Below are 15,458 nucleotides of genomic sequence, written 5' to 3'. Positions count from 1 at the left end.
GGAGCACCACGATGACCCGACGTGACGACGCCCGCGTTGAGAAGGCCCTCCAGGGAGCCGACTTCCCGGCCGGCAAGCAGGACCTGCTCGACTACGCGCAGACCCGCGACGCCGGCGAGGAGACGCTGCAGGGCCTGCGGGCACTCCCCGACCGCGAGTTCGCGAATCTGCGCGACGCGGTCGACGCCGTCCCGCAGGAGCCCGAGGGCTCCGATGTTCCCGGTGGCACGGAGCGCGTCCCGGACATCTGAGCCTGGCCGCAGAACGGCGGCGCCCGTATGGTCGTGATCCACGTCACCGACGTCGTGGAGTGATCATGGGCGTAGCCGCAGGCACCGGGGTTCTCGGTCGCCTTCGCGCGCTCACCCCCGTGGACATGGCGTTCGCGGCGAGTGTCGACGTGTCCGGCTCGTCGTTCGTGCTCGACCGCTTCGACGGCGCGCGCAGCGGCAGCCTGCGCGGCGTGCGCAGTGCCGTCGGCGACGGGCTCGGCGGCCGGTGCATCGCGCTGGCCCGGCCCGTCTACGTCCGCGACTACGTCGCCGCCCGCGGCATCACGCACCAGTACGACGGCGCCGTCAGCGCCGAGGGTCTGCGCTCGATCATCGCCATCCCCGTCTTCGACGGCGACGTGGTCCGTGAGGTCGTCTACGCCGGCAGTCGCGGTCGGTCGGGTTTCGGCGAACGGCTCGTCGACCGCACCGTCGAGATCGTCCGCCGGCACACCGACACGAAGCCGGACGTCCGCGCCGAGCTCCGGGACATCGCCGCGGCCGTCTCGGATCCGGCGTTGCGACGCCGTCTCGAGGACCTCGTCGACCGCGTCGGCGAGCAGCCCGAGCCGGAACCCCCGGTGGTGGCACTGACCCCGCGCGAGCACGACGTGCTCGTCGAGGTGGCTCTCGGACACGGCAACAGGACTGTCGCGCAACGCCTCGGGCTGACCGAGCAGACGGCCAAGTCCTACCTCAAGTCCGCGATGTCCAAGCTGGACTCGCACACGCGCGGCGAGGCCGTGCACCGGGCGCGGGAGTCCGGCCTCCTCCCCTGACCCCCACGATCGTGGGTGTTCCCGGCGGGACGTCGTTCCTACGGTCGGTCGGGACGTGGTGACGAGGAGGCCGCTGTGGATGTTCCCGGGCTCATGCGACAGTCGGTCGCGCTGCACGCCGACCGCCCCGCCGTCCTGACCGAGCACGGCAGGTACACGTTCGCCGAGATGTGGGACCGCGGCGTCCGGACGGCGAACGCGCTGATCGCGGCCGGTGTCCGGCCCGGCGACCGGGTGGCCGGCCTGGAGGACAACAACCTCGGCGCCGCCGACCTGTTCCTCGGCGCCGCGATCGCCGGCGCGGTGCGGGTGCCGCTGTACGCCCGCAACTCCGCGGAGGCGCACGCGCACATGATCGCCCAGACGGACTCCGTCGTCGTCATGACCGACGCCGCGTACGCCGACTCGGTCAAGGGCCTGGACACCCACGTGATCGTCCGCGACGCCGGCTACGAGGACTGGCTCGCCGCGCAGTCCGATGTGGATCCGATGGTCGAGGTGGGTCCGGACGACTGGTGCGTCATCCGGCACTCGGCGGGTACGACGGGCCGGTCCAAGGGCGTCGGCTACACCCAGCAGGGCTGGCTCGTGAACTGCCGAAACTGGCTCTACCGGCTGCCGAACCTGCGCTGGGGCAGCGTCGTCGGGCACGCCGGGCCGATCTCGCACGCGTCCGGCTACCTGTTCCTGCCGGCATGGCTGCACGGCAGCACGAACCTCCTGTTCGGGGCGTTCGAGCCGCGCAAGGTCCTCGACATGCTCACCGAGCACTCCGTCACACACATGTTCACCCCGCCGTCGATGGTGCAGATGCTGGCCGCGGAGGCAGGCGGACAGGCGTTCCCGGCGCTCGAGTGCGTGCTCGTCGGCGGCGCGCCGATCACCGACGCGACCGCTCTCGCCGGCCGCGCTGCCTTCGGCGACGTCCTCTACCAGGTCTTCGGCCAGACCGAGGCCGTCCCGCTCACGATCATGACACCCGAGGAGTGGTTCGGCGATCACCCCGGCTCGCAGCCGATGCGCGCGGCCGGACGGGTGCTGCCGTTCGCGCGCATGCAGGTCCGCGACGAGGACGGCGTCACCGTCCTGCCGCTGAACAGCGAGGGCGAGCTGTGGGCCCAGGTCGAGGGCCAGATGATCGAGTTCTGGGGCGACGAGTCCGGCGAGCTGACCGCGGAACGCCTCGTCGACGGCTGGGTGCGCACCCGCGACATCGGCCGGATCGACGCCAACGGGTTCGTCTACGTCCTCGACCGCGCCGACGACATGATCGTCTCCGGCGGCTTCAACATCTGGCCCGCCGAACTGGAGACGGTGATCGCCGACCACGCGTGCGTCGTCGAGGTGGCCGTGTTCTCGATCCCGCACGAGCGCTGGGGCGAGACGCCGATGGCGGTCTGCCGGGTCGACGACCGCGACGCCGTCACCGAGCAGGAGATCATCGAACTGGTGACCGAACGGCTCGGGTCGTACAAGAAGCCCGGCGCGGTCGAGTTCGTGACCGAGCCGCTGCCGAAGAACGTCGTCGGAAAGCTGTTGCGCAAGGCCCTGCGGGAGCCGCACTGGGCCGGGCGCGAGCAACGAGTGAGCGGAGCCTGATGACCGGGTTGATCGCGGGGTACGACCTGCCATGGGCGTTCGAGCAGCACCACCTCGACTGGCGGGACACGGTGCGGAAGTTCTGCGCCGACGAGGTCGCACCCGGTGCGGCCGGGCGCAGCATCGCGTCGCGCTTCGATCCGGACCTGGTCCGCGCCGCCGGCCGCCTCGGCGTGTTCGGGCTGCTCGCACCCACCGAGTACGGCGGAGCGGGCGCCGACCTGCGGACGCACTGCCTGACCGTCGAAGAACTGGCCACTGTGGACTCATCGCTGGCCGTGACCGTCCACGTGCAGGCGATCTGTGTCTCGCTGCTCGCACACCTGGCGTCGGACCGCCCGGAGCTCTGCCGCCGCATCCTGCCCGAGGCGTGCACCGGCGAGACGTTCGTCGCCGTCGGGCTGACCGAGCCGACCGGCGGCTCCGACGCCGGCAACATCGCCACGCTCGCGCGGCAGGACGGCGGCGACTGGGTCATCAACGGCGCCAAGCAGTTCATCACGAACTCCGGCACGGAGTTCTCCCGCTACGTGATCCTCCTGGCCGCCGTCGGACGCTCCGACGACGGCCGCCCGCCGGTCTCGGCGTTCCTGGTCCCGCTGGACGCGCCCGGCGTCACGGTCGGGCCGGCCTACCCCAAGGCCGGCTGGCGCTCGTCGGACACGCACCCGTTGTTCTTCGACGACGTCCGTGTACCCGGCGAGGCGCTGCTGTCCGAACCCGGGCGCGGCTACCGCGACGTGCTGGAGTTCCTGACCTGGGCACGGTTCCCGATCGCCGCGATGAGCGCCGGGCTGGCGCGCGGCTGTCTGGAGGACGCCGTGCGCTTCACCGAGGGCCGGACGTCGTTCGGCCGGCCTCTGGCGAGTCATCAGGCCGTCGCGTTCCCGATCGCGCAGATCGCCGCGCTCGCGTCCACGGCCCGGACGATGACCTACGACGGCGCCTGGAAGTACGACCAGGGCATGTCCATCCGCGACGAGGCCGCGGTCGCCAAGCTCGTCGCGTCCGAGATGGCGGTGGAGGCGGCGAACCTGGCCACGCAGCTCGAGGGCGGGTACGGGTTCGTCGAGGAGTCCGCCGCGACGCGGCACCACCAGGACGCCAGGATCCTGACGATCGGCGAGGGCACGTCGGAGGTGCAGCGCATGCTGATCGCACGGTCGCTCGGACTGTCCGTCTGAGCCACCGCCGAACCGGACGATCCACTCTCCGGTACCGATCTCGGTCCGATCCCGGATAAAGTGCCGTGTCCCGCAACGAAGCGGGACGACGACGCTGGAGCCGCCTGATGGCCGAGAGCACCGCGACGGCGACCGAACTCCCCAGCCGGCACCTGCCCGGGGTCCCCTACGCCGACCTGCCGGAACCGCAGGGTCTGCGGCGCTACCTCGGGGCGAGCGTCATCCTCACGGCCACCGCGCTCGGGTCCGGCGAGCTGGTGCTCTGGCCGTACATCACCACGCAGGTCGGGCCCGGCATCATCTGGCTGGCCGTACTGGGCATCACGATCCAGTACTTCCTGAACATGGAGATCGAGCGGTACACGCTGGTCACCGGCGAGACGGCGGTGACCGGGTTCTCGCGGCTGTGGCTGCCGTGGGGCGTGCTGTTCGTGGCCGGCGCGATCCTGCCGAACCTCTGGCCGGGGTGGGCGTCCAGCGGCGCGACCGTGTTCACGTTCATCTTCGACCTGTCCGACTCCGCCGTCCCGGTCGTCGCCACGATCTTCCTGCTCTCGATCGGGCTGGCGATCACGGTGTCGCCGGTCGTCTATCAGATGCTCGAGAAGGTCGAGGGTCTGATGGTGGTGCTGATCCTGCTGTTCGTCCTGGCGGCGATCGTGCTCGCGACGAAGGCGAGTGCGTGGTCCGCCGTCGTCACCGAGGCACCCGGGACGGTGAGCGAGCTGCCCGCCCTGGTCACCCAGCTCGGCGCGGCGTCGCTGTTCGGCGCCATCGTGTTCGCGGGCGCGGGCGGGGCGAACAACCTGGTGCAGAGCAACTACATCCGGGACAAGGGCATGGGGATGGGGGTGCGGATCCCGAACGTCGTCTCCCCCATCACCGGCCAGGAGGTCGCGGCGCCGTCGCTCGGCTACATGGTCCCGAGCACGGAGGACAACGAGCGCCGCTGGCGGCAGTGGTGGAAGATCGCGAACACCGAGCAGCTGATCACGTTCTGGTTCGTCGGGGCGCTGCTGCTGGTGTCGATGTCGGTGCTGGTGTTCTCGACGGTCGGGCTGAACGAGGACCTCGACTCGGAGCTGTCGTTCCTGAAGACCGAGGGACAGGCACTGGGTGAGCTGGTCGCCCCCTGGTTCACGACGGCGTTCTACGTCGCCGGGTTCCTCATGCTGTTCTCCACGAACATCGGCGTCGTCGACTACGTCAGCCGGCTCGCCGGGGACTCGCTCAAGGTCACCTTCCTGAAGGACAGCACGTTCTGGAGCGAGAGCAAGATCTACATCACGGTCGTGTGGATCCTGATCGTGACCGGGTCGGCGATCATCTGGACCGGGATCGAGCCCGTCGTGCTGCTGGTGATCTCCTCGGCGGGCGGCGGGTTCGTGATGGCGTTCTACTCGGTGCTGGTCATCATGATCAACCGGCGGTTCCTGCCGGAGTTCGCCCGCCTCAAGGGCTGGCGGCTGCCGGTGATGGTGTTCGTCGCGCTGTTCTACATCGCGTTCTCGGTGTTCCTGATCTACCAGATGGTCACCGCCGGCCCGGCGTCACTCGCCTGATGGGGACGCTGCGACGGCTGTGGCTCACGCTCCTGCTGGCCCTGACGATCTTCGTGGCGCTGACCACGATCGCGTACGTGACGGGCCTGCTCGGCTGACGCCGGGAACCTCGACCCGCACTCCGGTCGTTCCTCCGGGGAACGATGACGACGAGGGGGTCATGGGATGTACGAGTACAAGGTCGTCGAGATCCGCGAAGGACTGATGGGCGGCAAGATGTCCGGCGACAAGCTGGAGCGCATCCTCAACGACCACGCCGGGCAGGGCTGGCAGCTCAAGGCCATCACGGCGGCCGAGGTCAAGGGCCGCATCGGACCCGGCGGGGTCGACGGGATCCTGGTGACGTTCGAGCGGCAGCGGGGCTGACGGGCGCCTACACGGCGGTGACCGTCCCGAGCGCCGTCCGTCGCAACCGCTCCTTGTTCTCCGCGAGGGCGACCGCGGCGTTCAGCCGCTCGACGGCGCCTCCGGTGCGGCGCTTCAGGCCGAACACCCGCAGCGTCTCCCGGTGCAGTTCGTCGAGCTCCATGCCGCCGGTGGACCGGGCCAGCGCCGCCATCGCGTTGACGATCTCGCGCAGCGGGACGTCCTCGATCGCACGCGACGCACCCTCCGGGGCGGGCCGGTAACCGGTCCACGTCTCCGGATCGCGTGTCGCGGGCCACGCGACGGTCTCGACGCGGTCGCACCGCAACCCGCGGGGAAGCTGGTGCAGGATCGCGTCGCGTCGCGAGGCATGCAGCTTCGAGAGGTCGAACGACTGGCCGACGAGCCGGGCGAGACGGTCGAAGTGGATCGGCCCCTCGGCCTCCACGACCGCGACAAGTGCTTCGCGGACCTGCGCGGCCGCCGCACGCCCGGGCAGGGCGTCGAGCACATCTCTGCCTCCCAGGCGTCGGCCGTGCCACGGCACGAACTCGGTCGCGTCGCCCGGCCATGTCGCGTCCATCACGGGGCGAGCGGGCGCACTCGACGCGAGAGTTGGGATGGCACCCGACGGGCGGGGCTCCGGTTCCGGCCGGGACACCTCCGGGCGGACCGTCGGCGCCGGGGTCGAGGTCGGCACGGGCTCCACCGTGGACCGTGCCGGGCCGTTGTCCCGCACGACCGCCATCAGCCGCGTGACCACGGAGTCTTTGTCGGCCAGCCATTCCGGCAACCACACCCGCTCCACCCGCGGCCAGCCCAGGATGTCGCCCAGCACCTCGCGCGGCAGCCGGTCCCGGTCCCGAGCCGTGAGGCGACGGCTCCAGCCCGGACCGTCGAGAAGGACCGCGACGTGCGGGCGGCCGTCGCGCTCGAGGACCAGGTCCAGGGTGAAGTCGGAGAGCCCGACGTCACAGCGCACGTCCAGACCCGCGGCACGAAGCGCTTCGGCGACGTCGTCACGGTGGCGGTCGACGACCGCCCGCCTGCGCCGGTCGGCGGGGAGCGCCGACGGTCCCCGGTCCGCCATCTCCAGGTAGGTACGGAGGTGCCTGAACCCGACGGACGATGTCTCCGCGGTCCGCATCTGCTCCGGGTCGAAGCTGGAGAACACGACGATCTGCCGCCGGGCACGGGTCACCGCGACGTTGAGCCTGCGCTCGCCGCCCGCGCGGTTGAGCGGTCCGAAGTTCGACGGAAGCACGCCGCGCTCGTTCACGCTAAACGCGGTGGAGAACAGGATCGTGTCCCGCTCGTCGCCCTGCACGTTCTCGAGGTTCTTGACGAACAGCCCGTCCGGGTCGTCGAGCGCCTCGGCGACCCGGACGTCGTCCAGGTCGCGCAGGAGTCCCTCGACGTACGCGCGTTGTTGCTGGTTGAACGTGACCACTCCGATCGACGGCAGGGCGTCCGGCGAGTCGGCGAACCGGCGACGGATCTCTGCGACGACGGCCTGCGCCTCGATCGGGTTCGTCCGTAACAGCGGTCCCTTCCCGCTGCGGTGGAACGTGCCGTCCACGCGCACGAGCGAGACCGCGGCTCCGACGGACGACGGTGCAGGGAACGACGAGAGGTCGCCGGCGTAGTAGTGGTGGTTGCTGAACGCGATCAGCGACTCGTCCTGACTTCGGTAGTGCCAGCGCAGCCGCTGCGACTCGACCCGTGCCTGCACGCACTCGGTGAGGATCGACTCCTCGTCCTCGACGGCACCCTCGATCGGTTCGGCGTCCGGGTCGTCGTCGACGCCCGAGCTCTCCGCGAACGCGGTCGGAGGCATCTGCTTGCTGTCCCCGACCACGACCACGGACCGTCCCCGCCCCATCGCACCGACCGCGTCGGCGACACGGACCTGGGACGCCTCATCGAACACCACGATGTCGAACTGGTCGGCGACCGCCGGGAAGAATCGGGCCAGCGAGTCCGGGCTCACCAGGACGCATGGCAGCACCCGCGTGATCAGGTCGCCGTAGGCGCTGATCAGCTCCCGGATCTTCTTGCCACGGCGGCTTCCGAGCTGGCGACGCAGCTCGCCGACCCGGCCGCTGACCGCGCCGGCGTCGAACTCGCGTCCGGCCAGGACCTGGTGCGGCAGTACGGACACGAGGTTCCGACGTACGACCGTCGACGCGACACCGAAGCGCTCGACGGCCCGCTCGTGTGCCCGCCGGTCGAAGCCGTCCAGCCCGGTGGTCTGCAGACGCTCGTCGACCGAGGCCCGCGCGAGACCCAGCTCGAACGAGCGGCGGGCCTCGTCGACGTCGAGACCACCGGCCAGCACGGCGGATCGGGTTGCGTGCATACCGTTGTGCCGCAGCGCATCCACGGCACCGAGGAGGTCAAGCCACTGCCGGAGGCTTTGCATCCGCGGACCGCAGGGCCCGCGGCGCGGTCCGGTCCGCCGCCAGTGCCGGAGCAGCCCATCGTCACCCGCCCACGGGCCGAGCGAGTCCGGCGGCACCCCGCAGGCGGTCGCGAGGTCGGAAGCAGCCGATGCCGCCTCCACCACCGGCCGGGTGTCCGCACCGACACCGGCGCGCAGGCTGCGGCGCAACGGTTCCCGGAACCGCTCGCGCACGGTGCCGTCCGGGTCGACGACGGCGGCGAGACCGCGCAGCCGCTCCACCCGGCGGTGCAGATCCGCCCGCGCCGCATCGTCGAACGGGTTCCACCCCGCAGGCAGCTCCAGTCCGGGGATACGCACGATGTCGACCGCCAGCGCGTCGACCCGCGTCCGGAGCGTGACCAGCGCACCGGTCGTCACTACCAGCTGCTTGCGCGCCACGGTCGCACCGGGACGGAGGGCGGGCGCCAGGGTCGCCCGGACCGCATCGACCCGCTTGCGGCGCCCGAAGAAGCCCGACGCCGCGGCCTCGTTCGCCGCACGGTCGATCTCGGCGACCGGGAGGCCGAGGGCGGACGGGGACAGCACGTCCAGGCCAGGATGCTGCTCGGACCGGAACCGGTCGACGTCGCCGAGCACCTGGTCCACCGCCGCGTTCCACCGACCGGATCGCACCTCGTCGAGCACACCGAGCGGCACACCCGCGGCGACGAGGTCGGCCAGCAGCTGCAGCTCCCGTGGCGTTCGGGCGGCGTCCAGCCCGGGCGCGAGCACGGGCGGAAGGGCGCCGAGCACGGCGTCCAGCCGTCCGGCGGCGTACCCGGCCGCGGCGACGTCGACCGCCGCCGGTCGGTCCACGAAGGACCACGGGTGGCCCGGACCGGGACGCGCGACGTCGACGACGGCGGGCAGCGCGCCGAACATCTCCCGCAGACGTGCGGCGCCGGTGCTGTCGGTTCCGGACGGGACCGACAGCGGTACCGGGATCAGGTCGGCGTCGTCGTGGGCGAGCTCCGCGCACCGCGCGTCGTAGAGCGAGAAGTCGGCCGCGTTGCGCTCGGACATCCCGAACGCGTAGCGGGTCAGCGGCCGGCGCGCGGCACGCAGCTCCTCGACCCGTCCGGCGTGCTCCGCCCGGTCCGCCTCGACGGCGAGGTCCAGCGCGGCCGCGATCTGCTGCTTCACAGCGACCGGCTTGCTCCCCTTGTCGTGCAGGTCGAGCGACAGGGGTCCGAGCCCGACGGCGTCGAGCCGGGACTGCACGACGTCGAGCGCGGCGCGCTTCTCGGCCACGAACAGGACCCGGCGGCCCTGGGCGATCGCATGCGCGAGCAGGTTCGTGATCGTCTGCGACTTCCCGGTTCCCGGCGGCCCCTCGAGCACGAACGTCCGGCCGGCGACGGCGTCGGACACGGCCCGCAGCTGCGAGGCGTCGGCCGGGACAGGGCAGTCCTCGTCGAGACCGTCCAGGTCGCTGGTGACCGGGGCCGGAACCGGGTCGGCGAAGGCCTCCGTCGGCGTGTGCAGGAGATGCGCGACCAGCGGGTTCGACGCGAACGCGCGCCAGTTCTCGTCGAGGTCCTTCCACAGCCGGAACTTGGCGAACTGCAGGACGGCCAGGTGGGCGGTCGGCTCGACGCGGAAGGCCAGGCCGCGCTCCGCGATCGTGCGACGGGTGGCGTCGAACGCTGCGTCCAGGTCGATCCCGGCGCCGTCCTCGGCCGGCTCGGCGAGACCGGGGATCGTCAGGCCGTGAGTCTGACGCAGCTTCTCGATCAGGCAGTAGTTCGGCGTCGACGTGCCGGCCTCGTCGAGGGTCAACCGGTAGTGACCGCCGCGGGACGCCGCCCGGAGCGTCACCGGAACGAGGATCAGCGGCGAGCGCAGCGACCGGCCGTCGAGGTCCCAGACCAGGGTGCCGAGCGCCAGGTAGAGGTTGTTGGCGCCGGTCTCCTCGGTGATCGTCCGTGCCTTGTAGGCGAGCCCGCGCATGCGGGCCGGATACGCTTCTCCGGTGACGTCGGCGTGCACACTCCGTTTGCCGTGCAACAAGTCCTGAAGCACGGCCTGGGGAAGGTCGCGTGCCGACCGCAGTCCTCGGGCCCCTTCGACGGCCGCGAACTCGTCGGAGGCCCGCAGCGTCACGGACGTGTTCTGGTGCAGCAGGTCCTCGATCACCGCGGCGCCGCCGTCCGGGAGCAGGAGCTCGAGACCGGCCCGTTCGGTGAAGTGGATCAGCCGGTTGCGCAGGCTCAGGTCGAGCAGCGCATTCTTCCAGCGGGTGACGCGCGGCGGCTCGGACGGGGCGGTACGCCTGCGCGGCTCCCCGACCGGCGCGGACGTCGGCACCGCAGCCGGGGTGTGGACGGCCGGTGTGTAGGTGGTGACCCGGACCGCACCGTCGGCGTCGCGGCTGCGCGCCGGCAACGGCACCACCCGGTCGAGGCGGGCGCGGTGGACGTCGACGATGCCGACGACGTGCGCCAGGTCCCCGGACAGGTGCAGGGCGGCGGGTGTGCGGCGCGCCTCGGCGACCGGGACCCGGTGTGCGCCCCGGGTCAGCGACGTCGTCTCGACCAGGGCGATCTCGCCCAGGTCGACCCGGTTGACAGCCCCGGCGACGTCTAACTCGGCGGCGGTGGCCAGCGACGACTCGTCGCGCCAGTAGCCGAGGAACGCGTGGCCCTCGACGACCCAGAGCAGCGGACGGACGCCCGCCTGTTCGAGCACGGCCGCCATCGTCACGACGGTGTCGAGGCACGTCCCGATCCGGCCGTCCAGGACCTCGCCCGGCGTGCGGACCTTCTGCCCCTCGTCGGCCCAGCTCGCGGGCGGCTCCGCGTAGCCGATGCCCCTGGCCTGCATCACCTCGTAGACGGCGTCGACGATCCGGTCCACCCGCTCCGGACCGGCCTGGTAGCCCTGTAATGACGGATCACCGGTCGTGGCGGCGAGACGGTCGGCGACCTCGGAGGCGAGTGCCGTGATCGCCGGGTGGTTCGGCATGACGTGCGCGGCGAGCATCTCGAGCGCAAGCCCGACCGGCCCGGCCGTCCACTGGTGGGCGGCGAGCAGCTGCACGGCCGTGACCTGCTCCGCCCACACCTGGCCGTCGACGTCGAGGCGCGCCGTGACGGTACCCGGGCGCTGCTCCTCGACCTGCAGCATCGCCGTCGGGTCGAGCGCCAGTCGCAGGTCAGACAGCACGGCGGAGTCGCCGGCGCGCAGATCCAGGAGGACCTCCTGCGACTCGCCGATCGGGCCGGTGGCGTCGGAGACCTGCACCTGCAGCCGGGCACCCTGCACGTCGCCCGGCGCCGGGCTGACGACGATCCGGGTGACCACGGCGATGCCGTTGTGCGCCATGGCGTAGCTGAGAACGGGCCGCACCTCGAGGTCGATCGTCATGCCGCTCGGCCGCACTGCTCTCCCCCGATCTCGTGACCAACGGTGTGTCGCCCGTCGGAACCGTCCCGTTACCGTCCGGGTGCGGCGATCGTCCGACCCGGAACGGCGCATGGCGCAGTCGATATTGCGACAGACGGGCGCACGGTCACCACCATTACCCGGGCTACTACCGTGCGCAAGACCGCGATCACCGGGGGTGCCGATGCTCAAGGCCGAACGCGGCCTCTACGACCTGCTCGTCGAGCGCCTGCTGGCCGACGCGGCGGTCGACGACGACGTCGCCGGTCTGGTGCTGGCGGCATGGTCCGGTGAGCATGACCTCGACGAGGCGCTGGCCGGTCGGAACACCGAGGCGGCCGACCCGCACACCGCTCTCCCCGCCCCGGAGCGCCCGGAGGCCTATCTGGCGGCGGTTCACGTCGAGGGCTTCCGCGGCATCGCCGAGCCCGCGACGTTGCCGCTGCGGCCCGGACCGGGGCTCACGCTCGTGACCGGGCGCAACGGCTCAGGCAAGTCCAGTTTCGCCGAGGCGGCCGAGCTGGCGCTGACAGGCGACAGCGCCCGGTGGTCGAACCGCGGCTCGGTCTGGCGCGACGGATGGCGCAACGTGCACGCGACCGGTGGGACGAGCGTGGCGGTGGACCTGGTGACCGCCGGGTCGACCGGGACGACGCGCCTCGAGCGCCGGTGGTCCGCGGACGCCGACCTGGACGACGCCCGCTGGACGCTGCAGAAGCCGAAGGCCCGTCGTGTGGACCACGACGGCGGACCCTGGCGCGCGGACATGGTCACCTACCGGCCGTTCCTGTCCTACGGCGAGCTCGGAGCCCTGATCGACGGCAAGCCGAGCGAGCTGCACGACGCGGTGTTCGCGCTGCTCGGACTCGGACCCCTGACCACCGCGCACGACCGGATCCGGTCGGCCCGGAAGGTCCGCGACTCGTCCGCCCGTGCCGTGGGCGCGACCCGCCGCGAGCTCCGGTCCGACCTCGAGGCCTGCGACGACGAGCGGGCGGCCCACGCGGCCGAGCTGCTGAAGAAGACGGCACCGGATCTGGCGGCCGTGGCCGACCTGGCCTCCGGCAGTGACCTCGACACGGAGGCCACCGGCCGCCTGCGGGCACTGGTGGAGATCACGCTGCCGGACGCCGACGAGGTGGGGGCGGCAGCGGAGCGGTTACGCGACGCCCAGGAGGAGCACGACCGGATCGCCACGACCGAGGCCCGAGCCGCGGACGAGACTGCACACCTGCTCCGCTCCGCCGTGGAACACCACGACGGGAACGGCGACGGGCCCTGCCCGGTCTGCGGATCCGGCGCGCTCGACGCCGAGTGGCACCGCCGCGCGACCGAACGGGTCACCGAGCTCGAGGAGACGGCGTCGTCCCTGCGCGCGGCCAGGCGGCGCCTGACCGACGCCCGCGACGCGCTGCGGCAGCTCCCCGTTCCGCTACCGGCCGCCGTGTCCGGCGCTCCGGTCGACACCGGTGAGCTGGTCGCGGCCTGGAGCGCGTGGACGGACGCGGAGGGGGCCGCCGCTGCCATCGCCGCGTTCGGGCCCGCCGCGGCCGCGCTCGAGTCGACCCGCAAGGCCGCCGAGGCCGAACTCGCGCACCGCGACGAGGTCTGGGCGCCGCTGGCGCGGAGGCTCGCCGCGTGGCACGACGACGCGCTCGCGGTACGCGGCGGCCAGCCGGTCCTCGACCGCCTCGCCGTCGCGGACACCTGGCTGACTGCCACCGCGGGCGAGCTTCGCGACCAACGCCTGGCGCCGTTCGCCGAGTCGTCGCGGCACGTGTGGAGCGCACTGCGCCAGCAGAGCAATGTGGACCTGGGCCCGGTCCGCCTCGACGGACGCGCAACGCGGCGCCGGGTCGCGCTCGACGTCAGCGTCGACGGCTCCGACGGCGGCGCGGCACTCGGGATCATGAGTCAGGGCGAGCTGCACGCGCTCGGGCTGTCGCTGTTCCTCCCCCGCGCCACTGTCGAGGAGAGCCCCTTCCGCTTCGTCATGATCGACGACCCGGTGCAGGCGATGGATCCGGCCAAGGTGGACGGTCTGGCCACGCTGCTGTCCGAGATCGCGCGCGACCGTCAGGTGATCGTGTTCAGCCACGACGACCGCCTCGCCGACTCCGTCCGTCGGCTCCAGGTCCCGGCCGTGATCTGGGAGGTACAGCGCCGGGAGCGGTCCGCGGTCGAGATCCATCCGAGCGGCGACCCGGTCCGTCGCTATCTCGGGGACGCCTCCGCGCTCGCCGGCGCGGGCGGTGTCCCGGCCGATGTGCGCGGTGAGCTCGTCGCGACGTGCTGCCGCAGCGCGATCGAGGCCGCGTGCCACACCCGGATCCGTCGCACCCGCCTGTCTCGGGGCGAGACCCACGCCGCCGTTGAGGCGGCGATCACGGCGGCGCACACGACCCACCAGCTGGCGACACTCGCCCTGTTCGACGACATGAGCAGGGGCTCGGAGCTGTTGCGGCGCATCACGTCATCGCAGGGGAGCCGGGCGACCGACACGTTCCAGACCTGCAAACAGGGAGCGCACGCGGGACTGACCGGTGATCTGCGACCGTTCCTGCGCGACGTGGAGAAGCTGGCGCTGTGGCTGCAGGGGTGACCTCGGCGGCCGAGCGGCTCGCCGTGGCGGACCGGCTGCTGCGCGAGCCCGAGCTGGTGGAGCGCGCCGTGTGGCCGCGGGCCTGCACGTGGCTGATCCGCCTGGCCGTCGAGCACGCGATCGACGGGTACTGGACGCACCACTGCCCGGAGCTGGTCTCGACCAACCGCAGGGCGCAGCTGATCGTGCTGAGGCACCGCGAACCGGACGTCGGCCCGATCACCGCCGAACTCTGGTCGCGTCTCAGCGGTGCTGCGCACCACCACGCCTACGAACTGGCTCCGACCGCCGACGAGCTCCGCGCCTGGCACGGCGAGGCCACACGCGTCGTCGAAGGGCTCGTGCGCTGATCCACAGGTACCTGTTCGGGTGCACTTCGGGAAGACTCCCCGCACCCACTGGCTCACGACTTACGGTCGAAACCGACGTCGGACCCTGGAGGAACTGGTGAACGACCTGATCCCCCCACCGAACGATCTGAATCCGGAGGAGGACGGCCATCCCCAACGCCCGTCCTCATGGAACCCGCAGGCCTGGTTCAGACAGCTACCTGACCACCGTGAGTTCCTGGAACAGCTGCCGAACCCGATCTCCCGCGAGGGTGTGACGGACTTCTTCGGCGAGGCCCACGTCGACGCATCGACAGCCGTGCACGCCTTCCTCGCGTCGATGGTGTGGGGCTACGGCCCGGTCGGGTACGGCGCCTACCGGACGAAGCGTGTGCTGGGCCTCAACCTGGACGCGGGCGAGCGCCTCCGCCGTGTCGTCGCCGTTGCTCGTGACGACGGCCCGATACCGGCGTTCCGGGTGATTGCCCGGAACCGGTTGACCTACCTCGGGCCGGCCTTCGGCACCAAGTTCCTCTACTTCGCCACCCGCGCGAACCGTGCCGCCCACGGTGACCGGACCGCACCGGTGCTCGACCAGGTCGTCCGCCGCTGGTTCCTCCTGCACGCCGACGTGCGATTGGACGGGACGTGGTCGGTCGCCAACTACGAGCGCTACGTCGGACTGCTCGAACACTGGGGCGACGAGCTCGGCATCTCGTCAGATCATGTCGAGGAGATCGTCTTCGAACGCCAGGTAGCACGCAACAGCGGGCGGACGACCCCACCACAGTCGCCGACCGGCGTCGAGGACGACGCAGGAGACGGCGACCCGCTGGAGGCCCTCCGGGTCGTGATCGCCCAGAAGCGGGCACGTCTCGACGAGGCGACCGAGCATCTCGACGCACTCGCCGAGATCCTCGGCTCGTCCTGACCGGCCG

At 71.8% G+C, this 15,458-nt stretch carries 10 protein-coding genes; 9 read left to right on the top strand and 1 reads right to left on the bottom strand.

The features are described from left to right. Positions 1-11 precede the first annotated feature (11 nt). The 6 genes from EV378_RS26600 to EV378_RS26575 all read left to right on the top strand — a co-directional run bounded on the left by EV378_RS26600 (position 12) and on the right by EV378_RS26575 (position 5,762). Positions 12-251: a DUF2795 domain-containing protein gene (locus EV378_RS26600; RefSeq protein ID WP_132430131.1), complete on the top strand. Its 240-nt coding sequence runs from the start codon at positions 12-14 to the stop codon at positions 249-251. 65 nt (positions 252-316) lie between these two features. After that, positions 317-1,051 (top strand): helix-turn-helix transcriptional regulator, encoded by a 735-nt coding sequence (locus EV378_RS26595; protein WP_132430130.1) that lies wholly within the window; start codon positions 317-319, stop codon positions 1,049-1,051. Positions 1,052-1,126: 75 nt separating this feature from the next. Beyond that, positions 1,127-2,650: a class I adenylate-forming enzyme family protein gene (locus EV378_RS26590; RefSeq protein WP_132430129.1), complete on the top strand. Its 1,524-nt coding sequence runs from the start codon at positions 1,127-1,129 to the stop codon at positions 2,648-2,650. Beyond that, on the top strand, positions 2,650-3,834 hold the full coding sequence (locus EV378_RS26585) for an acyl-CoA dehydrogenase family protein (protein ID WP_132430128.1): 1,185 nt from the start codon (positions 2,650-2,652) through the stop codon (positions 3,832-3,834). Before EV378_RS26590 ends, EV378_RS26585 begins: the two co-directional genes overlap by 1 nt. A gap of 107 nt (positions 3,835-3,941) precedes the next feature. Next, the gene (locus EV378_RS26580) at positions 3,942-5,396 is read left to right on the top strand and encodes an Nramp family divalent metal transporter (RefSeq protein WP_132430127.1); all 1,455 of its coding nucleotides are present in this window, start codon (positions 3,942-3,944) and stop codon (positions 5,394-5,396) included. Between the two features lie 165 nt (positions 5,397-5,561). Next, a complete protein-coding gene (locus tag EV378_RS26575; protein ID WP_132430126.1) occupies positions 5,562-5,762 on the top strand; it encodes a DUF4177 domain-containing protein in 201 nt (66 codons plus the stop codon). A 7-nt stretch (positions 5,763-5,769) separates the two neighbouring features. Here the strand turns inward: EV378_RS26575 and EV378_RS26570 are convergent, their stop codons facing one another. Further along, positions 5,770-11,571, bottom strand: coding sequence for a DUF3320 domain-containing protein (locus EV378_RS26570; RefSeq protein WP_132430125.1), 5,802 nt, complete (start codon positions 11,569-11,571; stop codon positions 5,770-5,772). Positions 11,572-11,773: 202 nt separating this feature from the next. On the opposite strand from EV378_RS26570, the gene EV378_RS26565 reads away from it, so the two are divergent. The 3 genes from EV378_RS26565 to EV378_RS26555 all read left to right on the top strand — a co-directional run bounded on the left by EV378_RS26565 (position 11,774) and on the right by EV378_RS26555 (position 15,451). Then, the gene (locus EV378_RS26565) at positions 11,774-14,191 is read left to right on the top strand and encodes an AAA family ATPase (RefSeq protein WP_165922498.1); all 2,418 of its coding nucleotides are present in this window, start codon (positions 11,774-11,776) and stop codon (positions 14,189-14,191) included. Continuing rightward, positions 14,176-14,541 (top strand): hypothetical protein, encoded by a 366-nt coding sequence (locus EV378_RS26560; RefSeq protein WP_132430123.1) that lies wholly within the window; start codon positions 14,176-14,178, stop codon positions 14,539-14,541. Before EV378_RS26565 ends, EV378_RS26560 begins: the two co-directional genes overlap by 16 nt. Positions 14,542-14,638: 97 nt before the next feature. Further along, positions 14,639-15,451 (top strand): 8-oxoguanine DNA glycosylase OGG fold protein, encoded by an 813-nt coding sequence (locus EV378_RS26555; protein WP_132430122.1) that lies wholly within the window; start codon positions 14,639-14,641, stop codon positions 15,449-15,451. Positions 15,452-15,458 lie beyond the last annotated feature (7 nt).

The sequence above is a fragment of the Pseudonocardia endophytica genome (assembly GCF_004339565.1).
Lineage (GTDB): Bacteria > Actinomycetota > Actinomycetes > Mycobacteriales > Pseudonocardiaceae > Pseudonocardia > Pseudonocardia endophytica.
This window is presented reverse-complemented; position numbering and strand designations above follow the sequence as displayed.